This is a genomic window from Micromonospora sp. CV4, from assembly GCF_003667455.1.
Classification (GTDB): domain Bacteria; phylum Actinomycetota; class Actinomycetes; order Mycobacteriales; family Micromonosporaceae; genus Micromonospora.
Genome location: NZ_RCVI01000175.1, coordinates 1 through 23,333 on the forward strand (window position 1 = coordinate 1; position 23,333 = coordinate 23,333).

General features: G+C 72.6%; 27 protein-coding genes and 1 riboswitch. Of the genes, 5 read left to right on the forward strand and 22 right to left on the reverse strand.

Features of this window, described 5'->3' with window-relative positions; genetic code table 11:
- Positions 1-191: 191 nt before the first annotated feature.
- The 3 genes from gcvP to EAD98_RS04415 all read right to left on the reverse strand — a co-directional run bounded on the left by gcvP (position 192) and on the right by EAD98_RS04415 (position 5,235).
- Complete coding sequence (gene gcvP, locus EAD98_RS04405) at positions 192-3,014, reverse strand: aminomethyl-transferring glycine dehydrogenase (protein ID WP_121652794.1); 2,823 nt, start codon at positions 3,012-3,014, stop codon at positions 192-194.
- Positions 3,015-3,086: 72 nt separating this feature from the next.
- A riboswitch (glycine riboswitch) is annotated at positions 3,087-3,185 on the reverse strand.
- 64 nt (positions 3,186-3,249) lie between these two features.
- The gene (locus EAD98_RS04410) at positions 3,250-4,107 is read right to left on the reverse strand and encodes an NAD-dependent protein deacetylase (RefSeq protein ID WP_121652795.1); all 858 of its coding nucleotides are present in this window, start codon (positions 4,105-4,107) and stop codon (positions 3,250-3,252) included.
- A 60-nt stretch (positions 4,108-4,167) separates the two neighbouring features.
- On the reverse strand, positions 4,168-5,235 hold the full coding sequence (locus EAD98_RS04415; protein ID WP_121652819.1) for a MerR family transcriptional regulator: 1,068 nt from the start codon (positions 5,233-5,235) through the stop codon (positions 4,168-4,170).
- A 143-nt stretch (positions 5,236-5,378) separates the two neighbouring features.
- On the opposite strand from EAD98_RS04415, the gene EAD98_RS04420 reads away from it, so the two are divergent.
- Positions 5,379-6,035 carry an NAD(P)H-binding protein gene (locus EAD98_RS04420; protein WP_121652796.1) on the forward strand — a complete coding sequence of 219 codons (657 nt, stop codon included), beginning with the start codon at positions 5,379-5,381 and terminating at the stop codon, positions 6,033-6,035.
- Positions 6,036-6,088: 53 nt separating this feature from the next.
- Here EAD98_RS04420 and EAD98_RS04425 read toward each other — a convergent pair whose 3' ends face one another.
- The 16 genes from EAD98_RS04425 to EAD98_RS04500 all read right to left on the reverse strand — a co-directional run bounded on the left by EAD98_RS04425 (position 6,089) and on the right by EAD98_RS04500 (position 18,936).
- Complete coding sequence (locus EAD98_RS04425) at positions 6,089-7,069, reverse strand: cyclopropane-fatty-acyl-phospholipid synthase family protein (protein WP_121652797.1); 981 nt, start codon at positions 7,067-7,069, stop codon at positions 6,089-6,091.
- Between the two features lie 104 nt (positions 7,070-7,173).
- Positions 7,174-7,875 carry a DivIVA domain-containing protein gene (locus EAD98_RS04430; protein WP_121652798.1) on the reverse strand — a complete coding sequence of 234 codons (702 nt, stop codon included), beginning with the start codon at positions 7,873-7,875 and terminating at the stop codon, positions 7,174-7,176.
- Between the two features lie 111 nt (positions 7,876-7,986).
- Positions 7,987-9,165, reverse strand: a complete 1,179-nt coding sequence (locus tag EAD98_RS04435; protein WP_121652799.1) for a globin domain-containing protein — start codon at positions 9,163-9,165, stop codon at positions 7,987-7,989.
- Positions 9,166-9,167: 2 nt separating this feature from the next.
- The gene (locus tag EAD98_RS04440) at positions 9,168-9,566 is read right to left on the reverse strand and encodes a group 1 truncated hemoglobin (protein ID WP_121652800.1); all 399 of its coding nucleotides are present in this window, start codon (positions 9,564-9,566) and stop codon (positions 9,168-9,170) included.
- A gap of 365 nt (positions 9,567-9,931) precedes the next feature.
- Positions 9,932-10,513 carry a MerR family transcriptional regulator gene (locus EAD98_RS04445; RefSeq protein WP_121652801.1) on the reverse strand — a complete coding sequence of 194 codons (582 nt, stop codon included), beginning with the start codon at positions 10,511-10,513 and terminating at the stop codon, positions 9,932-9,934.
- Between the two features lie 196 nt (positions 10,514-10,709).
- A complete protein-coding gene (locus EAD98_RS04450) occupies positions 10,710-11,174 on the reverse strand; it encodes a bifunctional nuclease family protein (RefSeq protein ID WP_007460347.1) in 465 nt (154 codons plus the stop codon).
- Between the two features lie 184 nt (positions 11,175-11,358).
- A complete protein-coding gene (locus EAD98_RS04455; protein WP_199723286.1) occupies positions 11,359-12,060 on the reverse strand; it encodes a MerR family transcriptional regulator in 702 nt (233 codons plus the stop codon).
- A gap of 50 nt (positions 12,061-12,110) precedes the next feature.
- Positions 12,111-12,563 carry an FHA domain-containing protein gene (locus tag EAD98_RS04460; RefSeq protein WP_007071101.1) on the reverse strand — a complete coding sequence of 151 codons (453 nt, stop codon included), beginning with the start codon at positions 12,561-12,563 and terminating at the stop codon, positions 12,111-12,113.
- Positions 12,564-12,777: 214 nt separating this feature from the next.
- Positions 12,778-13,158: a glycine cleavage system protein GcvH gene (gcvH, locus tag EAD98_RS04465; protein WP_121652803.1), complete on the reverse strand. Its 381-nt coding sequence runs from the start codon at positions 13,156-13,158 to the stop codon at positions 12,778-12,780.
- 60 nt (positions 13,159-13,218) lie between these two features.
- The gene (locus EAD98_RS04470; protein ID WP_121652804.1) at positions 13,219-14,202 is read right to left on the reverse strand and encodes a DUF881 domain-containing protein; all 984 of its coding nucleotides are present in this window, start codon (positions 14,200-14,202) and stop codon (positions 13,219-13,221) included.
- An 11-nt stretch (positions 14,203-14,213) separates the two neighbouring features.
- A complete protein-coding gene (locus EAD98_RS04475) occupies positions 14,214-14,546 on the reverse strand; it encodes a small basic family protein (RefSeq protein WP_089000302.1) in 333 nt (110 codons plus the stop codon).
- Positions 14,543-15,484, reverse strand: a complete 942-nt coding sequence (locus tag EAD98_RS04480; RefSeq protein WP_121652805.1) for a DUF881 domain-containing protein — start codon at positions 15,482-15,484, stop codon at positions 14,543-14,545. Before EAD98_RS04480 ends, EAD98_RS04475 begins: the two co-directional genes overlap by 4 nt.
- A complete protein-coding gene (locus EAD98_RS04485) occupies positions 15,481-16,113 on the reverse strand; it encodes a CDP-alcohol phosphatidyltransferase family protein (RefSeq protein WP_121652806.1) in 633 nt (210 codons plus the stop codon). Before EAD98_RS04485 ends, EAD98_RS04480 begins: the two co-directional genes overlap by 4 nt.
- 292 nt (positions 16,114-16,405) lie before the next feature.
- Positions 16,406-16,873, reverse strand: a complete 468-nt coding sequence (locus EAD98_RS04490; protein WP_121652807.1) for a MarR family winged helix-turn-helix transcriptional regulator — start codon at positions 16,871-16,873, stop codon at positions 16,406-16,408.
- 56 nt (positions 16,874-16,929) lie between these two features.
- Positions 16,930-18,108 (reverse strand): PP2C family protein-serine/threonine phosphatase, encoded by a 1,179-nt coding sequence (locus EAD98_RS04495; protein ID WP_121652808.1) that lies wholly within the window; start codon positions 18,106-18,108, stop codon positions 16,930-16,932.
- Positions 18,109-18,189: 81 nt separating this feature from the next.
- Positions 18,190-18,936, reverse strand: a complete 747-nt coding sequence (locus tag EAD98_RS04500; protein WP_121652809.1) for an SAM-dependent methyltransferase — start codon at positions 18,934-18,936, stop codon at positions 18,190-18,192.
- Between the two features lie 116 nt (positions 18,937-19,052).
- On the opposite strand from EAD98_RS04500, the gene EAD98_RS04505 reads away from it, so the two are divergent.
- The 3 genes from EAD98_RS04505 (at position 19,053) to EAD98_RS04515 (ending at position 20,691) form a co-directional block, all read left to right on the forward strand.
- The gene (locus EAD98_RS04505; RefSeq protein WP_121652810.1) at positions 19,053-19,934 is read left to right on the forward strand and encodes a universal stress protein; all 882 of its coding nucleotides are present in this window, start codon (positions 19,053-19,055) and stop codon (positions 19,932-19,934) included.
- A 71-nt stretch (positions 19,935-20,005) separates the two neighbouring features.
- Positions 20,006-20,218, forward strand: a complete 213-nt coding sequence (locus EAD98_RS04510; RefSeq protein WP_007460364.1) for a hypothetical protein — start codon at positions 20,006-20,008, stop codon at positions 20,216-20,218.
- Positions 20,215-20,691 (forward strand): hypothetical protein, encoded by a 477-nt coding sequence (locus EAD98_RS04515; protein ID WP_121652811.1) that lies wholly within the window; start codon positions 20,215-20,217, stop codon positions 20,689-20,691. The genes EAD98_RS04510 and EAD98_RS04515 overlap by 4 nt, the downstream gene beginning before the upstream one ends.
- Here EAD98_RS04515 and EAD98_RS04520 read toward each other — a convergent pair.
- The gene (locus tag EAD98_RS04520; protein ID WP_121652812.1) at positions 20,688-20,894 is read right to left on the reverse strand and encodes a hypothetical protein; all 207 of its coding nucleotides are present in this window, start codon (positions 20,892-20,894) and stop codon (positions 20,688-20,690) included. The two genes, EAD98_RS04515 and EAD98_RS04520, sit on opposite strands and share 4 nt — an antisense overlap.
- Positions 20,895-21,027: 133 nt before the next feature.
- On the opposite strand from EAD98_RS04520, the gene EAD98_RS04525 reads away from it, so the two are divergent.
- Complete coding sequence (locus EAD98_RS04525; RefSeq protein WP_121652813.1) at positions 21,028-21,675, forward strand: hypothetical protein; 648 nt, start codon at positions 21,028-21,030, stop codon at positions 21,673-21,675.
- Between the two features lie 7 nt (positions 21,676-21,682).
- On the opposite strand, the gene EAD98_RS04530 is transcribed toward EAD98_RS04525, so the two are convergent.
- On the reverse strand, positions 21,683-21,868 hold the full coding sequence (locus EAD98_RS04530) for a hypothetical protein (RefSeq protein ID WP_089022156.1): 186 nt from the start codon (positions 21,866-21,868) through the stop codon (positions 21,683-21,685).
- Between the two features lie 152 nt (positions 21,869-22,020).
- Positions 22,021-23,298, reverse strand: coding sequence for a hemolysin family protein (locus tag EAD98_RS04535; protein ID WP_121652814.1), 1,278 nt, complete (start codon positions 23,296-23,298; stop codon positions 22,021-22,023).
- Positions 23,299-23,333 lie beyond the last annotated feature (35 nt).

Below are 23,333 nucleotides of genomic sequence, written 5' to 3' on the forward strand. Positions count from 1 at the left end.
GCCCCGCACCGCGGCCCCGCCCGCCACGCCCTCGTGGCCTGATTGACCACTCAGCGTCACCGATTCGCCGCCGCCGACCCAGGCTAGTCCCCCGGTACGGGACGTCCCCGCCCAGGTCGGCGCGGCTGCCGGGGCGGCCACACCGCCCGCCCCGGCGCCCCGCCGTCAGTCCTCGAACGCCTCCGGCGTTGTCAGTCCTCGAAGGCCTCCGGCGACGGGCACGAGCAGACCAGGTTCCGGTCGCCGTACGCGCCGTCGATGCGCCGCACCGGCGGCCAGTACTTCCCGGCCCGGTCCACCCCGGCCGGGTACGCGCCCACCGACCGCGGGTACGCGTGCGGCCACTCGTCGCCGCTGACCATCGCCGCGGTGTGCGGCGCGTTGGCCAGGGGGTTGTCCCCGGCCGGCCACTGCCCCGAGGCGACCTGCTCGATCTCCGCCCGGATCGCGATCATCGCGTCGCAGAACCGGTCCAGCTCGGCCAGGTCCTCGCTCTCGGTCGGCTCCACCATCAGCGTCCCGGCCACCGGGAACGACATCGTCGGCGCGTGGAAGCCGTAGTCGATCAGCCGCTTCGCCACGTCGTCCACGCTCACCCCGGTCGCCTTGGTCAGCGGCCGCAGGTCCAGGATGCACTCGTGCGCCACCAGGCCCTTGTTGCCGGCGTACAGCACCGGGAAGTGCCCGCGCAGCCGCGCCGCCACGTAGTTCGCCGCCAGGACCGCCACCCCGGTCGCCCGGGTCAGCCCGGCCGCGCCCATCATCCGCAGGTACGCCCACGGGATCGGCAGGATCCCCGCCGACCCGTACTTCGCCGCGGAGATCGCCGGCGTGGCGTCGACGTGCGCGCCCAGCGGGTCACCGGGCAGGAACGGCGCCAGGTGCGCCCGCACCGCCACCGGACCCACACCCGGTCCCCCGCCGCCGTGCGGGATGCAGAACGTCTTGTGCAGGTTCAGGTGTGACACGTCCGCGCCGAACTTGCCCGGCTTGGCGAACCCCACCAGGGCGTTGAGGTTCGCCCCGTCGACGTACACCTGCCCGCCGGCGTCGTGGACCTTCGCGCACAGCTGCGCGATGCCCGTCTCGTACACCCCGTGCGTCGACGGGTACGTCACCATGATCGCGGCGAGCGCGTCGCGGTGCTTGGCGATCTTCGCGTCCAGGTCGACCAGGTCGACGTTGCCGTCGTCGTCGCAGGCCACCACGACCACCCGCATGCCGGCCATCACCGCCGACGCCGCGTTGGTGCCGTGCGCCGAGGACGGGATCAGGCACACGTCGTGGTGCGCCTCGCCGCGGCTGCGGTGCCACGCCCGGATGGCCAGCAGCCCGGCCAGCTCACCCTGGGAGCCGGCGTTGGGCTGCACGCTGACCGCGTCGTAGCCGGTCACCTCGGCCAGCCACGACTCCAGCTGACCGATCAGCTCCCGGTACCCGGCGGTCTGCGCGTCCGGGGCGAACGGGTGGATGTGCGCGAACTCCGCCCAGCTGACCGGCTCCATCTCGGTGGTCGCGTTGAGCTTCATCGTGCACGACCCGAGCGGGATCATGCCCCGGTCCAGGGCGTAGTCGAAGTCCGACAGCCGGCGCAGGTAGCGCAGCATCGCCGTCTCCGAGTGGTGGCTGCGGAACACCGGGTGGGTCAGAAAGTCGCCGGTGCGACGAAACGCGCCCGGCAGGGCCGCGTCGACGTCGCCGTCGAAGGCGGGCACACCGAACGCCGCCCACACCGCCGCCAGGTGCTCGCCGGTGGTCGTCTCGTCGCACGAGACACCCACCCGGTCGGCGTCGACCAGCCGCAGGTTGACGCCGCGCTCGGCGGCGGCGGCCACCACCTCGGCGGCCCGCCCCGGCACGGTCGCGGTGACGGTGTCGAAGAACGCGACGTCCGCGACGTCGACGCCGCCGGCGCGCAGCCCGGCCGCGAGCCGCGCCGCCATGCCATGGGTACGCGCCGCGATGTCCCGCAGCCCGTCGGGGCCGTGGTAGACGGCGTACATGCCGGCCATCACCGCGAGCAGCACCTGCGCGGTGCAGATGTTGCTGGTGGCCTTCTCCCGCCGGATGTGCTGCTCACGGGTCTGCAACGCCAGCCGGTAGGCCGGGTTGCCGTCCGCGTCGCGCGACACTCCCACGAGGCGGCCCGGCAGCATCCGCTCCAGGCCCGAGCGCACCGCCAGGTAACCGGCGTGCGGCCCGCCGAAGCCCATGGGTACGCCGAAACGCTGGGTGGTGCCGGCGGCGATGTCCGCGCCGATCTCCCCCGGCGCGCGCAGAAGCGTCAACGCCAGCAGGTCCGCCGCGACGGTCACCAGGGCCCCGACGGCGTGCGCGGCCTCGACCAGACTCGTGTGGTCGCGTACGGCGCCGGACGCCCCCGGGTACTGCAGGTGCAGGCCGAAGAACTCACCGGGCAGCTCGTCGCGGTCGACGTCCAGGACCCGCACGTCGATGCCGAGCGGATCGGCCCGGCTGGTGATCACCGCGATGGTCTGCGGCAGCGCGTCGGCGTCGACCACGTACACCGGGCTCTTGCTCTTCGACGCGCGGCGGGCCAGGGTCATCGCCTCCGCCGCGGCGGTGCCCTCGTCGAGCATCGACGCGTTCGCGGTCGCCAGGCCGGTCAGGTCGGTGACCATGGTCTGGAAGTTCAGCAGCGCCTCCAGCCGGCCTTGGCTGATCTCCGGCTGGTACGGCGTGTACGCCGTGTACCAGGCCGGGTCCTCCAGCACGTTGCGGCGGATCACCGCCGGGGTGTGCGTGCCGTGGTAGCCCAGGCCGATCATGGAAACGGCGACGGTGTTGCGCGCCGCCAGGGCCCGCAGCTCGGCGATCGTCTCGGCCTCGGTGGCCGGGTCCGGCAGGTCCAGGGTGCCGTGCCAGCGGATCACCTCGGGGATCGCGGCGTCCATCAGCTCGTCGATCGAGCCGTGCCCGACGACCTCCAACATCCGGCGCTCGTCGTCCGGGCCGGGACCGATGTGACGGGTGGCGAACTGCTCTACGGTCATGGGGGGCGCTCCCGGGACGAGGTCGACGGATCGGCCTCCCCCTCTGTCGCACCCGCAGGGCGCTCCACAGTGCCTGCCCACGAGGTCCTTTTGCCTGAGAGGTTCCGGGGAGGATTTGCCCCTTCGGCGCCGCCCCGGGTGCTGTCGGGCGGTCTCTCCCACGTGGGTGGTACCGGCATGGTCAACGCTACCAGCGTCGGTGTTTCCGGCAGATGTCGTACCCCTTCGCCGGCGGTCACACCCCGGCCGGAGTGCCCACCGCCGCGCCGCCGGTGACCCGTTCGGCCAGCGCCGGCAGCAGCGCCCCCAGTGGCGCGTGGACGCACATCGTGGCGTACGCGTCACCCCGGGTCGGGCCCTGGTTGACGATCGCCACCGGAATGCCCCGTTTCGCGGCCCGAATCACGAACCGGCGGCCGGACATCACCGTCAACGACGACCCGAGCACCAGCACCGCCCGAGCCTGCTCCACCAGCGCGAAGCACCGCGCCACCCGCTGCGGCGGCACCGTCTCGCCGAAGAACACCACGTCCGGTTTCAACATCCCGGTGCCGCAGATCCCGCAGTCCACCGGCCGGAACGCCGCCACCTGCTCGTCGGGGAGATCCACGTCACCGTCGGGGTTGACGGCGGCGACGCGGGCCACGAAGTCGGGGTTGGCCTCGCGCAGCCGCCGGTCCACCTCCTCCCGGGACGTCAGGTTGCCGCAGTCCAGGCAGGTCACCTCGTCCAGGCGGCCGTGCAGCTCGACCACCGACCCGCTGCCCGCCGCGCCGTGCAACCCGTCGACGTTCTGGGTGATCACCGCGTCGACCAGGCCGGCGTGCTGCAGCCGCGCCACCGCCCGGTGCCCGGCGTTCGGCGCCGCCCGGGCGATCAACCGCCACCCCAGGTGGCTGCGCGCCCAGTAGCGCCGCCGTGCGAGGGGATCGCGGGTGAACGCCTGGAAGGTCATCGGCGTGTGGCGGCGGGCCACCCCGCTGGGCCCCCGGTAGTCCGGGATGCCCGACTCGGTGGACAGGCCGGCCCCGCTGAGCACCACCACCTGGCCACCGGCCACCAGCGAGGTCAACGCGTTCAGGCTCTCCGTCACCCCTTCATGCTGCCTCACCGCACCCGCCGCCGCCGAACCCCCGCAGGCCTGTGGCGCCGACTACACCGCGACGATGTCGGCGACGACGCAGGCGATGTTGTCCGGCGCCCCCGCGGCCTGAGCCAGATCGATCAAGCTCCGCACCGTGTGCTCGGGATCGGTGGCCGCGCTCAGCGTCGACCGCAGATCGGCACGGTCGACGACGGCGGACAGCCCGTCGGAGCACAGCAGGTACCGATCACCCGGCAGGGCGACCCGCAGCGCGAGATCCGCCTCGACCTGCGGGCCGGCGCCGAGGGCACGCACCAGCACGGCGCGCTGAGGATGCGCGGCGGCCTCGTCGCGGTCGAGCCTGCCCTGATCCACCTGGGCCTGCACCCACGTGTGGTCCTTGGTCAGCAGGGACAGCTCGCCGTCGCGCAGCAGATACGCCCGGGTGTCGCCGACGTGCACGAGGGCCAGCTGGGAGCCGCTGCGCAGCAGCGCCGTCAGGGTGCTGACCGGCTGGTGGTCACCGGTCGCCAGCCCGCGCACGGTGCGGTCGGCGTCGGTGACCGCACCGGTGAGCATCGTCAACAGGTCGGCGGCCGGCGCGTCGGTGAGTTCCAACGGTTTGAGGGCGTCGATGACGGCAGCGCTGGCGGCGGCGCCGCCCGGTCCTCGCATGCCGTCCGCGACGGCGAGCAACCGCTCGCTGGCGTACGCGGCGTCCTCGTTGCTGTCCCGCACGAGCCCGGTGTCACAGCCGGTGGCGTAGCGCACGGCGACGGTCGGATCCGGTTGAGCCATGGTGGTGCCCCCTTCGGACAGGTGGTCCACGAGGAGGGTGGCGAGCCGGGCCCGAGCCGCGGTGTCGGCGCACACCTGCCGCCAGTACGCGGTGACCGCCTCAGCCGCCGCCGCGGGCTCCAACCCACACACCACGCGGATCGTGGCCAGTGGCATGCCGATGCGACGGAGCTGGGCCACCAGCCGGGCCAACGGCAGCTGCGCCGGATCGTAGAGCCGGTATCCGGACTCGGGATCGACCGCGGCCGGCAGCAGCACCCCCACCTGGTCGTACAGGCGCAACGCCTTCGGCGTCAGTCTCGCCGCCCGGGCGAACGCCCCGATGGTCAGCAGCCCCACGTCGACATCCTCCTCGTGCCGGTCGGCGGCGACCGGCACACACCAGGCTGGGGGTTACCCGAAGGTCAAGGTCAAGGGCCTCAGCGTCGAGGGGCCTCAGCCTACGAACCCGACCCGTCCGACGCCGCCGGTAGGTTGGGCGCATGCGTGTTGTCATCGCCGGAGGCCACGGCAAGATCGCCCTGCTGCTGGAGCGTCAGCTCGCCGCGCGCGGCGACACCGCCGTCGGCCTGATCCGCAACCCCGAGCAGGCCGACGCGCTGCGCGCCGCCGGCGCCACCCCGGTCGTCCGCGACCTGGAACGCACCGACGCCACCGGCCTCGCCGCGCACCTCGACGGCGCCGACGCGGTGATCTTCGCCGCCGGCGCGGGCCCCGGCAGCGGCGCCGCCCGCAAGGACACCGTCGACCGGGCCGCCGCCGCGCTGCTCGCCGACGCCGCCACCCACGCCGGCGTCCGCCGCTACCTGCTGGTCTCCTCCATGGGCGTGGACGCCCCGCCCGCCGCTGGCACCGACGACGTGTGGGTGGCGTACCTGCGCGCCAAACGGGCCGCCGAGGACGACCTGCGCGACCGCGACCTGGACTGGACGGTGCTGCGACCCGGCCGGCTCACCGACGACGAACCCACCGGACGCGTCACCCTCGCCGCACACGCCGGTCGGGGCGCGGTCACCCGCGCCGACGTGGCCCTGGTGCTCGTCGCGCTGCTCGACGAACCACGCACCGCCGGCCGAACCCTGGAACTGGTCAACGGGCCGACACCGATCGCCGACGCCGTCCGTGCCAGCATCGCCTGAGCGCGGGGCGGCTCGACCCGGCACGCTCTGACCGCGTCCGCGCCGCCGTGGGGTCAGGCGCCCGGGCGGCGGGCGGCGACCAGCACGGGCCCACCGGGGACGGTCGGGAAACGCCGGACGTCGTCCAGCCCCGCGGCGGCCAGGACCTGCGCCATGCGGTCCGTGTCGTAGGTGTTGCCGCCGTTGCGGACGGCGTTCCACCGGTCGACGGCCGCCCGCAGCGGGTCACCGGCGGGCGGGTTGGTGCCCGTCACGATCCACCCACCGGGCCGCAGCGCCTCGGCCAGCCGGGGCAGAGCGGCCACCAGCGTCTCCTCGGGCAGGAACGGCGCGGGAAGCCACACGAGGTCGTACACGCCCGGCTCCGCCAGCTCGGCCACGTCCTGACAGCGCAGGCTGATCCGGTCGGCGACGTCCCGCGCCTCCACCAGCTCCCCCCGAGCGAGATCCAGCGCGCGCGGCAGAACGTCGATACCCACCACCGACACCCCGGGCAGCTCCCGGGCCAGCGCGACGGCCAACGCGGCCACGCCCGTGCCAACGTCCAGGACACGCCCGTCCGGCGCGGCCAGGCGCTCCGCGAGCCCCGGCAACCCCGGCACCACCCGGGTGGCCAGAGCCCGGCCGGTCGCGGCCGACGCCCGGCCCTGGTTCAGCAGCACCTCATCGTCCAGCTCGGCCCAGCCACCCCCGGCCGGAGCCGACACGTCCTGCGCCGCGGCGGCGACCGCCTGCCGCAGCGAACTCAGCCGCGCTTCCACCGTGCTCCGCCCGAGCGGCCCGTCGGCGGGCACCAGCGAGGGGTGCGGAACCGGCACCGCACCGTCCCAGGACAGCAGGCCGGCGGCCTCCAACACCGCGCTGCGCTGCGGCGACGCCACGAGAACCTCGGCCAGCGGCGCCGACAGGGCGTCCCGCATCGTGCCGACCACGGCGGCCATCGCCCAGGTCGAGGCCTCCAACGCGGCCACCACGTCCCGGGTGTCAGCATGCGGAAGCGGTGGGGAGCCGGTCGGAGACGGTGATACGGACATGGGCCAACCATCGCATGCGCGGACCCGCGACCAACGGCTCACCCGACCACGTCGTGCCGGGCGTCACCCGGGTGGGGTCCGCCGCAGCGAACCCCACCCGACGGTCACCGCTGCTGCTGGTGGTGCCGCGGCAGCGCCGTCTGCCCCGCCGCGCCGACCGCGAACGGCGCCCCTGGCGTCTCCTTCGCGATCCGGTCCATCGTGCGGGCCAACTGCTCGCTGCCGTCGTCGAGATGCCGCGCCGCCGCCTGCATGTGCGACACCATCATCTCGCCGAAGATCCGCAACGCCTCCCGGGTGGCCACCGTGTCGTCGAAGCTCGACCCGGCCGAGCTGCGGTAATCCGCCACCGCCCGCTCCGCCTCCTGCTTCGCCTCCTCCGCCGCCGCCTGCATGTAGCTCTCGTACTGCACCCGGGCGTACTCCGCGACCCGCCGCGCGTAGTCGTGCGCCTGCGCGATGATCTGCTCCGCCTCCCGCTGAGCCGCGGAGAGCAGATTCACCTCCTTGGCCGCCGGCACCTTCGCCGCCGCGCCCGTACTCGGGATCACGCCGTGCCGGTGCAACTCCACCCGGTCGTTGAGCCGCTCGTTCTCCGCGCGCAGGTTCGCGACCTGCGTCGCCAACAGATCCAGCTCATCGGCGACCTGCACCCGGAACCGGTCCACGTCGGCGTTGTCATAACCACGCCGACCGAACGACGCCGTGCCGAACTCCCACCGCCGGACCCGGTCCGCGGTCATCCGCACCTGCACACCGCCGGCGACCTGCACACCGTCGTACCGGCTGATCGGGGTAGCGCTCACCGGGCCCGCCCTCCGTTCGCGACTGCGGGGCTCGCAAGCTCACTCCTCGCGCTCACCACCGAGCCTGCCTTTCGTTCGCGACTGCGGGGCTCGCAAGCTCACTCCTCGCGCTCACCGAACACCTCCGGAAGTGTCACCAGCGGTCGACTGCTCCACCGCCGTACGCCAGGCCGGGCCGTACCAGTGCTTGCCCAGACCCTCGTGGTGCACCTGCTCCGAGTGGTAACCCGCCCGGACCAACGTCTGCACCGCATGCGAAACCATCTCGTCCGACCCGCACACGTACACGTGCCGCGAGCGCCAGTCACCGTCGGCCAACGCCCGGTCCACGGCGTGCACGAACTCCCCCGACCGGTTCAGGTCGGCACCCACCACGTAGGTCACCGTCAACCACGGGCACGACGACGCCAACTTGTCGATCGCGTCGCTGTCGTAGAACTCGCTACGCGAACGGGCCCCCACATACAGGTCCACCCGCCGGCGGGAACCCTCCGCGGCGACCTGCTCCACCAACGCCTTCACCGGCGCCCAGCCGGTGCCCGCCGCCAGCAGCAGCAGATCACTGGAGCCCGCCGACCACAACGACAGCCGATCCCCCACCGGCGCCGCCAGGTGGAGGCGGTCACCCACCGCCGAGCCGTACACCAGTCGCGAGGACACCGCGCCACCCGGCGCGGCCCGCACGTGCAACTCCAGGGTGCCGTCCGCGCGCGGCGCGTTCGCCGGTGAGTAGTACCGCCAGGAACGCACCGACGGATGCGACACACCGATCGACTGACCCGGAGTGAACGGCAGCAGGTACTGCGGGCGCACCGTCAGCACCGCCACGTCGAACGCCCGCCGCTCGTGCGCGACGATCTCCGCCACCCACCACGGTGGATTCACCGTCTCCGCGGCCTGCGCGGCCTCCATCATCACCTGTGCGACCAGCCCGTACGCCGCCGCCCAGTCCTGCGCCAACTCCTCGGTCCACTGCTCGGCCAGGAAGTGCTGCAACGTCGCGAGCAGCGCCTCACCGACCGCCGGGTAGTGCTCCGCGCGGACCGCGAACTTGCGGTGGTCCGCGCCGAGGTCCCGCAGGAACCCCACCAGGCGATCCACCTGGTCCACGTTGGACACGATGTGCCCGAGGGCGGTCACCAACCGGTCCCGCTGCCCGGCCATGTTCGTCGGGAACATCTGCCGCGTCTCGGGATGGGTCAGGAACAACGTCGAATAGAAATAGAGCGGCACCTGGTCGCCGTGCCCGGCGACCAGAGACCAACTCTGCTTGAGTCGAGCCGCGTCCACCGTCAGACGCCCGGACGGTTCCCGGCGGCCACGACCTGGTCCTGCACCTGCCCCAGCACCGTCTGCACGTCGGCCAGGATGTCCGCCGGCACACCCAACTCCGTCAGCGTCACGGTCAGGTGCTCACCGACCTTGACGTAGTGCTCCACGGGGATGTTCAACGGCTGGTGCGCCTCGGCCAACCCGCGACCGGCGTACTCGTTCGGACCACCCAGCACCACCGTCAACATCAACGTCAGGTGCCGCCGCTGACCCGGCATGTTCACGTCAGCGAAGTAGCCCGCCAGATCCGGGTCGGCGAGCACCTTGTCGTAGAACAGTTCGACGGCCGCCTTGACCGAACTGGCGCCGCCAATGCGGTCGTAGTGCGAGGCGGGAGCGGTTTCTTCGGTAACCGTCACGGTCGTTCCTTCCAGGGTGGAGGGGTCGCGCGGGGTCGGCGCGGAGGGGCAGCGGCCCACCGGAGCGACATCGTCATGCCACGGCGACACACCGGGGACCGTGACGGACCATAGCGTGTTGGCGTTTTCCGGTCAGCGCCCCCCTATCGGATTCCCGACAACAACCGGGCACACAGCGTCACCACGACCGGCGCAACCATCCACAATGGGCGAACACGACAACACCCACTGTGATCAACAGTGGGTGCAGCCCGCTCAGCTATGCCAAAACGCAGCCGGCGACCTGACCGTCAGTCACCGGCCCGCCGCGAAAAACCAAACGTGAAATCCGGGCGCGTCGACAGCCCGGACGGCACCAACGAGCTTCAGCCCGCGCGCCGCCGCGCCCGCCGCGCCGCCAACTCGTCGCCCCCCGGCTCCGACCCGGACACCACCGCCGGCTCCACCGGGCCGCTCGCCGCCGGCTCCGCCGGCAGATGCGACAACGAACCCTGGATCTCCTTGAACGCGCCACCGATCGCGATCCCGAACACGCCCTGGCCACCCTGCAACAGGTCGACCACCTCCTCCGGGGACCGGCACTCGTACACCGTCGTTCCATCGGAGATCAGCGTGATGCCGGCCAGGTCCTCCACCCCGCGCGACCGCAGCGCCTCGATCGCCTTGCGGATGTTCTGCAGGGACACCCCCGCGTCCAACAACCGCTTCACGACCTTCAACACCACCAGGTCCCGGAACGAGTACAACCGCTGCGTCCCCGAACCCGAGGCGTCACGCACGCTCGGCACCACCAGCGCCGTCCGCGCCCAGTAATCGAGCTGCCGGTAACTGATGCCCACCGCGTGACATGCCGTCACACCCCGGTAGCCCACCGAACCGTCACCCTCAGTCGCCACACCTGGCGACGCCAACTCCGTACCTGGATCGGGATCCCGCGGCTCGTGCATCCGGACAACCTCCCCGTCAGTGCGGTGACGCGTCGTTTCCGGGACGCGCACCCCTCGACACGGCAACCCTATCGCCGCCCTCAGGGGTTACCACGGAGGAACCGACGCGACACGCCGCGCAGCCACCGAGAAAGATCACCAGAAGCGCCGCGGATCACCCACAGTGACGCCTCGAAAGGCCGGCCAGGAGACCGACTCAGCCCGCGAAGTCCTCCGGGCGCACCTGCTCCAGGAACTCGCGGAACTTCTCCACCTCGTCCTCCTGCTCATCGGGGATGACGATCCCCGCTTCGCTGAGGACCTGCTCGGCACAACGAATCGGCGCACCGACCCGCAACGCCAATGCGATCGAATCGCTCGGCCGCGCCGACACCCGCACCCCGTCGCCGATCAACAGATCAGCGTAGAAGACGTTCTCCTTGAGCTCGGTGATCTCCACCGCCTGCAAAGGCGCCTGCAAAGCCGCCAACACGTCCCGCAGAAGATCATGCGTCAACGGTCGGGCCGGCTTGACCCCCTGCTGCTCATAAGCGATAGCCGTGGCCTCGACCGCGCCGATCCAGATCGGCAGATAGCGGTCCCCCTCGACCTCCCTGAGCAGGACGATCGGCTGGTTGCTGGGCAGCTCCACCCGAACTCCGACCACGCTCAGCTCGCGCACCGCCGCCTCCGTGTCGTTGTCACCTACGCCGCACCGCGCCCTTCCCTGCACGGTACACGGACCGCGACACGGCCGTCCCATGCGCTACAGCACCACGCCCGCGCCAGAAAGGGGTTACCCCGGCAAGCCTACGGCACGCTTCCCGGAAGAGATCTTTCCGCTCAGCCGCCACCCGCCGGGACCCTCACCGCCCCAACGTCGAGCGCAACCCCACCCGCACCAACGCGGCGTGCAACTGCTCCGACAACGCCACCAACTCCCGCGCCGTCTCCGCCGCCCGCGCCCGCGCCGCCGGATCACTCTGCCGCGCCAACGGCGCCACCAACTGCGCGAACAACCCGACCTCACGGTCCGCCGCCGTCCGGTACCCCCGCAGATGCCGAGGCTCCAACCCGTACGCCGCCAGGCCCGCCACCGCCGAAGCGATGATCAACGCATCCGCGTCATACCACCCCGGCGGATCCGACACCAGCACACCGAGGCGCTCCAGCTCGGCCAACGTCGACTCGTCGATCCCGCTGCGCGCCACCAGATCAGCCCGGCCGAGCCGCACCTGCGACGACTCGGCCGGCTCCGCCGACTCCCGACCCGGCACCGCACCATCGGGCCCCACCGCGACCAACGCCGGGCGCGACCGCTCCGGCTGCTCACCGGACGAGTCCCACTCCGCCAACTGCTCACGGATCACCCGCAACGGCAGGTACCTGTCCCGCTGCGCGGTCAACACGAACCGCAACCGCGCCACATCGTCCCAGCTGTACTTCCGGTAACCCGCCGCCGTCCGCTGCGGCTCGACCAGGCCCTCGGCCTCAAGGAACCGCAGCTTCGAAATCGTCGTGTCCGGGAAATCCACCCGCAACTGACCCAGCACCTCACCGATGCTCATCAGCGGCTGGGACCGGGCCGCCCCGGGTGGCGTGGAGGCCGCAGGCTCGTTCACCCCCGGCCGGCCTCCTCCTCCGGGCGCGGACCGGCGATGAACACCACCCGGAACTTACCGATCTGAACCTCGTCACCATTGCTCAACGTGGCCGCCTCGACCCGCTCACGATTCACGTACGTGCCGTTGAGGCTGCCCACGTCCCGCACCGTGAACGTGCCACCGTCACGGTGGAACTCGGCGTGCCGACGCGACACCGTCACGTCGTCGAGGAAGATGTCACTGTCCGGGTGCCGGCCACTCGTCGTCACATCGTGGTCCAACAGGAACCGGGCACCCGCATTCGGGCCGCGACGAACCACCAGCAGCGCCATACCCGGCGGCAACGAACCGGACATCCGGCTCGGCACCACATCGGTGTCCGGCCCCTCCAGCACTTCGTCGAGCGAACCGAGATTGAGCGTCGAAGTGACGTCGAGCGGGGGGAACTCGTCGTCTGGGCGCGTCATGGGACCACCTCACGGATCTGTTCGGTCGGCGTCGGGTAATGGCGGGTCTGGCCGCCGGGCACTTGAACACCCGGCGGCTGGCTCCCCGTGCCAGGGAAGGCAATTCCGCAACGCTCAACTATTGGGTTCTCGGTCGACTGGGCGAGCCTAGCCAGCGCCGAAATGCAGGGCAACCGGACGCGCGCAGACATCCCACGCACCGGATCAAGCACACTCAGCCTTCGGTGATCTGGCGGTACGCGTCCGCCGTCAGCAACCCGTCGACCGCGGTCGGATCATTCGGGGTGATCTCCACCAACCAACCCGCGCCGTACGGCTCCGTGTTGATCAGCTCAGGCGTGTCACCCAGCGCCTCATTGCGCGCCGCCACCGTACCGGCCACCGGCGCGTAGATCTCCGACACGCTCTTGGTCGACTCGATCTCACCCAACGAGTCACCGACCGCCACCGCCGCGCCCGCCTCGGGCAGCTGCACGTACACGATGTCACCCAACGCGTCCTGCGCGAAGTGCGTGATGCCGACCCGGACCGAACCGGTGCCGTCACCCGCCACCCACTCGTGCTCGGCGGTGTATCGCAGATCCTCGGGAATCACCAGATGCGTCCTTCATCCATCGGTGCCCCGGACCACCCGGGCCCGGCGCGGCCGCGCCGGTCAGGAGACCGGACGGGCGTGTTCCAGCTTGATCGGCGCGTGCAGCGCCGAAATCTCGACAACCCCACGCTCCTCAACAGTCACGTTACCGCCGTCACGCTGGACCGACGCGACCACCCCACCAGGAATGTTCAACGCCGTCCGCATCGTCGCCGGGTCACCGATCACCGTGATCGTGTACGGCGCCGCCAACCGACGCCCCTCCACCACCAACGACCCGTTCTCCCCGTCCAGGAAGAACGTCGACGCGATGATCCGCACCGTCGCCTGATCACTCCCGGAAATCTGCATCGCCTCCGCGCCGGCGCCCCGCAGTTCCTGCACCGCGTCCAGCACCTTGTCCGCGGAGATCGGCTCACCACCGCCAGCATCGAACCGCACGGTCAACCCCGGCCCCCTCGCCGGCAACGTGCCCGCCAGGATGCCCAACTGATCCGCCCGCCGCGTCGCCTCGTCCAGGGCGGCCTGCCGCCCCTGCTCACCCGAGCGCAACTGCCGCTGGCTGTCCTCCAACGCCCGGATGTCCTGCTGCAACCGGTTCTCCCGGGCATCCAGGTCCGACAGGATCCGCACCAGGTCCTCCTGCCGCGTCGCCCCCAGCGTCGGATCCGTCGACGTGGTCTTGAGCTGCACCACCAGCGTGAAGCCCAGCAACGCCAACAGCGCCACGATCATCACCCCGGCCGTGCTCCACCGGAACCGACCCAACGCAAGCGACCTCGCCGGCTCCTCAGCCGGCCCCGCCGACCCGTCCGACCGCGACACACCGCTCAGGTCCACCGTCGCGCCCTCGTCGACCGGCGCCGTCCCCGACTCCTCGGCCGGCTGCTCCGGCTCCGCCGGCCCCTTCGGCGCCAACGGGCTCAACTCATCCGGATCCGGTGCGTCCGGCCGCGGATCCGGCTCACCCGCCGGCCCACCCGGCCGCACCGGACCCGCCGGCTGCGGCCACCCCGTACCCGTCTCGGTCTGCTCGTCGCTCATCGCACTCAAACCTACGCCCGGAACAGGTGCCGACGGATCGCCGCCACGTTGCCGAAAATGCGCACCCCGAGCACGACCACCACACCGGTGGACAACTGACCGCCCACCCCCAACTGGTCACCGAGATACACGATCAGACCAGCGACCAGCACATTCGAGATGAACGACACCACGAACTGCTTGTCGTCGAAGATCCGATCCAGCTTCGCCCGCACCCCACCGAACACCGCGTCCAACGCGGCCACCACCGCGATCGGCAGATAAGGCTGCAACGCCGTCGGGACGGTCGGATCAAGCCACACACCGAGCACCACACCGGCGAGCAACGCCAGCACCGCGATCATCGGCCACCTCCGGAGGGGCTAGAGGTCGGCCCCGAGCCGGACGGCCCGGGACTGCCGGAACGGACACCCGACGCGGAAGGGCTCGGACTGACCGACGGCTTGGCGTAGCGTAGCTGCGGCTCCGGAGCGGCCGGCAGGGTGAGGTCCTCCGCCTCCCGCACCCCGAACGACATGCCCGTCTTCTGCGAAACCTCCCGCATCAGCGCCGCGCTCCGGCTGGCCTCGAACCGCCGCTCCAACGAGCCCGGACCGATCGCCGACACCTCGTACGGACCGGTCACCGGCCGGAAGTCCACCAGGATCGTCTCACCCGCCAACCGGATCGTCGACGTCGAGGTCAACCGCTGCCCATTGATGGCGATCGCCTCCGCGCCCGCGCTCCACAACGCGTTCGCCACGCCCTGCAGATCGGTGTAGAGCACCCGCGGCGGCCCCGCGCCCGCGCCGGTCACCGCGTCCTGGTTACCCGGCGCGTCGGCCAGCCGCACCACCACGCCGTCCCCGCGCACCCGACCCAGCCCGGTGCTCGCCTCCAGGTTGCGCAACCGCGCCGCGGCCGAACCGCTCAACGCCGCGTCCCGCTGCCGACCGACCTCCTCGCGCAGCTCGTCGGCGCGCACCGACAGACGGTCGGTCTCGCTCACCCGATCCTTGATCTGCGCCACCAGCCCGGAGCGTGCCTTGCTGCGCCCCGGCTCGTCCGCCATCGTCTGCCGGTACGCGACCGCGAAGAGGAAACCCAGCACCACCACCACGACCAGGCTGACCGAACGCGTCGACCAGGCGCGCCACCCCTGCGGCGCCTCGGCCGGTCGCGACCGCCTGGCAGCCGCCGCGTCGGCGTAGCCCGGGTCGAGCGGGTTGCGGAACAGCTCGGTGAGGAAGTCCGGGGCGTACACCCGCTCCCGGCGGGGCCCCTCGGGCCGCGGGGCGCTCACGCCGCCGCTCCCGGGCCTCGTGCCGCGCGCACCAGCCGGGCCGCCTGCACCACGTACATTCCGCCGGCCACCCAGTAGAGCACCAGCCCCCACCAGGCCAGCCCCCAGCCGATCGCGGCGGCCGCCGTCGCCACCCCGGTCGACGCGGTGGCCAGCAGCAGCACCGGGAACGCGGCGAGCAGCAGGAACGTGGCGGTCTTGCCCACGTAGTGCACCGGCGGCGGCCCGTACCCGTAGCGGCGCAGCACCGCCAGCGAACCGAGCAGGAGCAGCTCCCGGGCCAGCAGCGCCGCGGTGAACTGCCACGGCACCACCTCCCGGGCGGTGAAGGCGAGCAGCGTGGCCAGGATGTAGAGCCGGTCGGCGAGCGGGTCGAGCAACTCCCCCAGCCTGCTGACCTGGCGCAGCCGGCGGGCGATCCAGCCGTCCACCCAGTCGGTGGTGCCACCGATGGCCAGCACGACGACCGCCGCCACGTCGGCGCGGGCGACCAGGAACAGGTAGAGAAAGAGCGGCACGCCCAGCAGCCGCCCGAAGCTGATCAGGTTGGGCAGGGTGAGCACCTGGTCACCGGGAGCCTGGTCACCGGTGTCTCGCGGATGCTCTGCCCGAGCCGGCCGACGCGACACCGAACCTCCTCCGCGGCACGCCCCGACGCCCGGCCGACGTCGGGCGCGGCGGAGGTCGTACGCGCTGTCGGGCCGGCCACCGCCGGCTCCCCTACGGCCCCGGACGGGACCTCTTCCCTGACGCGGCCCGCGATCGATGATCGCGGGCCGGGCGAGTGCGCTGCCACTATATCGGGCTTCCGCCTGCGCCCCGGGTGCCGCCGTGCGCCATTCGGTGCGGCTCTGCCGCACTGTGGCGTGGATCACCACGCGTAAGGCATCCTAGGATACTAGTGGAGGGTGCCGTGCGGAGTCAGGCCGTGCGCACGGCGGAGTCGGTCTGCTGCTGCTCCGGCGCCGCCTGGGTCGCCGCCCGACCGAACGCGAGCAACGCCACCAGGAGATCGTGCTGCATTCGTGGAGGCATCCGGTCCAACACCACCTGCACCGCGCGCTGCCGGCGCTCGGCCAACTCCCGCAGCAGGGTCTGCGCGGCGGCAGTCGGCACCAACCGCACCTCGCGCCGGTCCCGCGGATCGGCCACCCGGCGGAGCAGCCCGGTCGCCTCCAGCCGGTCGCAGAGGCGACTGGCGGAGGAGGGCACCACGTCCAGCAACTCCGCCAACCGGTTGACGTTCGTCTCGGCCCGGCTGCTGATCAGCGCCAGGACCCGCAACTGGGTCGGCGGCACCTGGTGTCGCGCCGCCGCCGACTCGAGCACGGCGATCAGCGTCTCGGCTGCCGTGTCGATCGCCGAGGCGAGATCCGCAGGTCGCTCCACCTGATGTCCCCTGCCGTCGTCACGCTGGTGCCCGCCCGACGGAGCGGCGGCGATTCTCACCCGCCGTCCCGATCGCGCGGACCGTGCCAGTCCAGGCAGACCACGACGGCATCGTCGCGCAGATCGGAGTCCGCGTGGTAGGCGTGCAGTTCGCGCATCACCGTACCAACCGCCTCCGTGGCCGGCTGCAACCGTGTGGCGCGCAGGGAACGTGCCATCATCCGCTGCCCGTACGGCTCCTGGCCCGCCGGCTCGGCGGCCCACACGCCGTCGCTGACCACGAAGACGCGGTCACCGGGCGCGAGCTGGAACTCCTGCAGCTCGTAGCGGGTCTCGGCGAACATGCCCAGCGGTAGCTGCTGCTCCAGCTTCAGCGGCTCGACCGTCGCGCCCCGCAGCCGGAACATCTGCGGTGAACCGGCGTCGACCGCGCGTATCCGCCCGGTGCCGGTGTCCACCTCCAGCAGCAGGGTGGCCACGTGCCGGTCACCCCGGTGCTGGTAGAAGACCGTGTCCGAGGCCAGTTCCGCCTGCTCCACCAGGCCACCGCCGGAGCGGCGCGCGTTGCGCATCGCGTTGACGGTGACCGCCGTCAGCAGCGACGCGGCCAGGCCACTGCCCTCACCGTTGAGCACCGTCACGGTGAGCCGGTCGCTGTCCAGCGACCAGTCGAAGTGGTCCCCACCGACGGTGTACGCCGGTTCGAGCTGGCCGGCCAGATGGAACGCGCGGTGGGCGACGCTGCGCCCGGGCAGCAGGTCCCACTGCATCTCGGCGGCCATGCTCAGCCGCTCGCGGCGTCGGGCCCGGCGGTACCGGTCGGTCTCCCGGTCCGCGGCCCGCATCGTCACCGCCAGGGCGCCGGCGATGTCCGTGGCGACACCGGTGACGGCCGGGCCCGGTACGGCCGGCAGTTCGATCATCAGCACACCCAGCCGCTCCCCCCACACGGTCAGCGGCAGGTAGAGCCGGCACGCGCCCTGCTCGGCGGCGTCGCGTACCGGTTGCTGACTGCTGAAACAGCGCTGCGCCATGGTGTGGCAGGCCAGGAACCCGGCCGCCGGCAGGTCCGGGTCCAGCACCGGCCAGAGCCCGCTGATCCGGTAGTCGGCGACGAACACGTCGGTGCGCACCGCCCCGAGCGTCGAGCGGATCGCCCGGTCCGCGGCCTCGGCCAACTGGTCGGGCGGGGCCTCGCGCAGGGCACGCGACACCACGTCCGGGGCGTCCACCATGGTCGTCCTCTCCAGAAGCTTGCTACAGGGCAAGCATCATACGGACCCCTGCTGGCGACCCGTCGGCGCGGTCATCGGGGATCAGTCGGCGCCTCGGGTCGCCAGCGCGCCGTGGAACGCGTCGGGCACCGCCGCCGGCGTGCCGTCCGGCCGCCACCGGTGCACCGGGACGATGCCGTCCGCCGTCGGCGCCCACCGGCCCAGCAGTGGCGCGAACGCGTCCGGCGTACGCATGCGGAAGGCCGGCCCCATCATCGCCAGCGCTTCCGGATGACCGGCCAGCTCCTCGGTGTCGAAGTCGACGGCGAGCATGCTGCCCGGCGCCGCGGCGGCGTACAGCTCGTCGAGGGTGCGCGCGAGGGTGTCGTCGTCGAGGAACGCGGCCAGCCCGAGGAAGATCACCCCGACCGGCCGGCGGCCCCAGCCCGGGACGAAGCGGTGCAGCTGCGCCGGGTCGACGGTGCCGACGTCGGTGGCGTCGCCGTAGCCGTAGCCGGCCCGGTCGCTGCCGGCGAGGATGCGCTGCCCCAGCCGGATGGTGACCGGATCCACGTCGGTGTAGAGCACGGTGGCCTCGGCGGCGACCTCGTGCACGTTGCCCATCGTGGGCACCCCCGCGCCGAAGACCAGGAACCCGTCGACGCCCTGCCCGGCGATGGCCCGCACCGCCCGACCGAGAAAGGCCCGCAGCTCCCGGAACACCGGCGCACACGGCCCGTAAGCCTGCTCGAACGCGGTCGCGGCGGCCACGTCGACCGGGAAGTGATGATCCCCGCCGAGCCAGAAGTCGATCATGCGAGCCGTGCTCGGCTGGTCCGGTTCACCCATCGACGACACTCCCTCCCGGCTGGTCGTCGCCAGCGTACCGACCCGGACGCTCTGGGCGGTATCGCTCCGCCGGGCCGCCCCCGGCCGCGATACTGGCCCCGGCGGGAGGTGGCCCGGTGAACTCGGCGCACAGCGCGGCGGTGGTGGTCGGCGTGGACGGCTCGGAGCCGTCCCTGCGCGCGGTCCGCCTCGCCGCCACCGAAGCCGCCCGCCGACACCGGCCGCTGCGCGTCGTGCACGGGTTCATCTGGCCACTGCTGCACGTGCCGGTGTCCCCCGCCCCGGACGCCCCGCCCGGCGGTGGACTGCGCCATCAGGCCGAGGAGCTGGTCGCCGCCGCGGTGGCCGAGGCCCAGGCCACCGCACCCGGCCTGTCGGTCTCCGGCGAGATCATCGACGGCGAGGCCGCCGCGGTGCTGGTGGGCGAATCCCCCACCGCCGCGCTCATCGTGCTCGGCGACCGGGGGCTGGGCGGCTTCGCCTCGCTGGTGGTCGGCTCGGTGGCGGTGCAGGTCTCCGCGTACGCCGACTGCCCGGTGCTGGTGGCCCGCGGCGCGGAACGTCCCGACGAGCCGGTGCTGGTCGGCATGGACGGTTCGGCGGCGTCGCGGCTCGCCGCGGAGTTCGCCGCCGAGACCGCCGTGGCGCGCGGCGTGCCGCTGCTTGCGGTGCACGCCTACCGGCACCCACCCAGCAGCGGCCCCGGCGACATGCAACCCCTGGTGTACGACGAGGCGCGGCTGCACGGCGAAGAGGCTCAGGTCCTCGCCGAGTGGCTGGCCGGGCTGACCGAGCGCTGCCCCGGGCTGCGCCTGACCATGCGGGCGGTGCACGGGCGGCCCGGCGCCGTGCTCGCCGAGGCGTCCGGCGCCGCCCAGCTGGTGGTCGTCGGCGGGCAGGGGCGCGGCGAGGTGACCGGGTTGCTGCTGGGGTCGGTGAGTCAGTCGGTGCTGCACCACGCGCGGTGCCCCGTCGCGGTGGTCCGCGGCCCCCGCTGAGACCCGGGGTTGGCCCGCTGCCAGACGGGTAGACGGCCGCCGTACGCCAACGGCGACGAAGGAGGCAGCAGATGCCAGGACCACGGCCGGGCAGTAACGCCTACGACAAGCAGCGGGCGCGGATGCGCAACGCGATCGACGATTCCGGACGGCGGGTACCCGACGGCAAGGCCAACCAGGTCGCCAACCGGATCCTGCAGGAGGATCGCGGTCAACGGGGCGTGGTGCGCGGCGAGCGCACGTACGGCCCCAAGAGTGAGCGCGAACCAGGCGACCCGAAGTGAGAAGGGCCGACCTGGCCGACGGCGCCATCGCGGGCGCCGTCGGCAGCACCGCGCTCAACGTGGTCACCTACCTGGACATGGCTCTGCGGGCCCGCCCGTCGAGCAGCACCCCGGAGCAGACCGTCGACCGGCTGGCCGGGATCGCCCACGTGGACCTGGGATCCGGGGCCCCGGCGGAGAACCGCCGCTCGGGCCTCGGCGCCCTGGTCGGCTACGGCCTGGGCGTCGCCGCCGGCGTCGCGTTCGCGCTGTACGCGCGTGGCCGGCGCCAGCCGCTGCCGATGGCCACGGGCGTGCTCGGCGCCGGCGTGATGACGATGACCGACGGGTCCATCACCGCGCTGGGCATCAGCGACCCGCGCACCTGGCGGCGCAGCGACTGGATCTCCGACATCGTGCCCCACCTGGCGTACGGGCTGACGGCCGCCGCCACCTGGAACAGGTTGCGACGGCCGTCACGTGGCGGTCGTTAGATCCGGTTGTCGCTGTCGTCCTCGGCGACCGGCTCACCGGTCGGGCCGTACGGCGACACCTGGCCCTTGGGCACCGGCCGACCCTCGTCTCCGCGGGACGAGCCGCGGTTGAGCGGGTGCCCCGTCGGCTTGGGCCCCTTGCTGTCCTGACTGGTGGCTCCCTTGGCGTTGCGCCGGAACTCCTCCTGCTGCGGGTTGACCACGGGTGTCTCCCTCCGGGTACGGCAGGCGGCATCGACCGCCTCCACCGCAGGCATACCCGTCCGACCCGGCGGCATTCCGGACCCGACCACCGGCGCAAGGGCTAGGCGACGGCGGGGCGGGTACCCACCGGACGTGGGCAACGACCGAACCGTGGCGCAGGTCCTGCTGGAACGCAGCAGCCGCACGTACGCGGAGGACGCCGGCATCCGGCTCTCCGACCGACCCGGGCCGCTGTACCAGCTGCTGGTGCTGACCACCCTGCTGAGCACCCGGATCCGGGCGTGCGTGGCGGTCGATGCCGCACGCGAGCTGTTCGCGGCCGGCTACCGCACACCGCAGGCGATGGAGGCGGCCAGCTGGCAGCAGCGGGTGGACGCGCTGGGCCGGGGCCACTACCGGCGCTACGACGAGCGGACGGCCACCATGCTCGGCACCGGCGCCCGACTGTGCCTGGACCGGTGGCACGGCGACCTGCGGCGGCTGCACGCGGAGGCCCGGGGCGACCCGGCCGGACTGCGCCGCCGGCTCACCGAGTTCCCCGGCATCGGGCCCACCGGCGCGGACATCTACCTGCGCGAGGCGCAGACGGTCTGGTCCGACCTGCGCCCGTACGCCGACCGCCGGACGTTGGCCGGTGCGAAGCGGCTGGGCCTGCCGGGCTCACCGGACGGGCTGGCCGGGCTGGTCGACGAGCCGGACTTCGGGCGGCTCGCGTCGGCGCTGGTACGGGTGGCGCTCGGCGAGGAATCCGCCGGTGAGGTCACCCGCGCCGCCCGCTGAGATCCGCTCACTTCACCGTCTTGTCGCCCGGTCGGGTCAGGTGCCACACCAGCAGCGCGGCGAGCAACGCCAGCACCACCAGCCCGCCGGAGATGCCCCGGCCCTCCTCGGGGCTGCGGCCGGCGGTGCCGAAGTAGATCACCGCGAGGCCGGCCAGCACCGTGACGAACGTACGAAACCCTCGGTCCTTCACATCTCGCACCGTATGCGCGGCCCGTCCGCTCCGCGGCCGGTTCGCCGTAGTGTCCCCCGTACGGGTGGCCTGCGGCACTGCCGGTATGGCGTCGACAGGCGACCTCGGGTATGGCGTCGACAGGCGACCTCGCCCTCGGCCGATCGGGGCGGTCAGCGCTCGTTGGTGAAGCCGCGCAGCCGCACCCGGCGGACCGCGCGGTCGGCGACCTCCACCACCTCCAGGGTGAGCCCGGGCAACCGGACGGTCTCCCCCGGCTCATCGGGCAGATGCCGCAGCCGGGCCAGCACCAACCCGGCCACCGTCGTGTACTCCCGCGACAGCGGGAAGCTCAACCGCACCCCCAGGTCCGGCAGGTCGTGCAGCGGGAAGTCACCGGGCACCAGCAGCGACCCGTCCGGCTCCCGGACGACCTCGCGTACGTCCCGGTCGGTCTCGTCGTACAACTCGCCGACCACCTCCGCCAGCAGGTCCTCCAGGGTGACGATGCCGTCGATGCCGCCGTGCTCGTCGACCACCAGGGCGAGCTGCTGGTGCTCCAGACGAAGCCGGCGCAGCGCGTCGGCGACCGGCAGCGTGACCGGCAGCAGCAGCGGCGGGCGGGCCCGCTCCCCCACCGTGCCGTCGCCGGCGCGCACCAGGTCACGGATGTGCACCACGCCGATCACCTCGTCCAGGCCGCCGGGGCCGGTGACCGGCGCGCGGGACCGTCCGGCGGCGGCGAGCCGCCGGACACCCTCGTCGGCGGCCAGGCCGGCCGGCAGCGTGGTCACGTCCCGTCGGGGCACCAGGATCTCCCGCAGCGTCCGCCCGGCGATGTCGAACGCGCCGGTCAGGATCTCCCGCTGCTGGGCCGACAGGCCGCGCTGACTGACCAGCATCTCCCGCAACTCCTCCTCGGTGGTCTCCTCCCGGCTGGCCTTCGGATTACCGCCGGCCAACCGAACCACCGCGTCGGTGGCCCGGCTCAGCAGCCACACCGCGGGCCGGGACAGTCGGGCGAGCAGGTCCAGCGGGCCGGCGCTGAGCAGCGCCCAGCGTTCCGCCCGCTGCATGGCCAACCGCTTCGGGGCCAGCTCCCCGATCACCAGGGTGACGAAGGTCAACGCCACCGTCACCAGCACCACCGAGGCGGGACGGGCCGCCGCGCCGAGGAAGCCGAGCGGGGCGACCAGCGGCTCGGCCAGCGACACCGCGGCCGCCGCCGAAGCGAGGAACCCGGCCAGGGTGATGCCGAGCTGAATGGTGGCCAGGTAGCGGTTCGGGTCGCGGGAGAGCCGCACCAACCGGTCGCCGGCACGGCTCCGCCGGCCCAACCGCCGCAGCTGCCCCTCGCGCAGCGTCACCAACGCCATCTCGCTGCCGGAGAGCGCGGCGTTGATCAGGACCAGTACGGCTACCAGCACCAACTGTCCGAGCTGAACGCCCATCGCGTACCCCCGTCCGCCGCCTCACGCCACTCAAC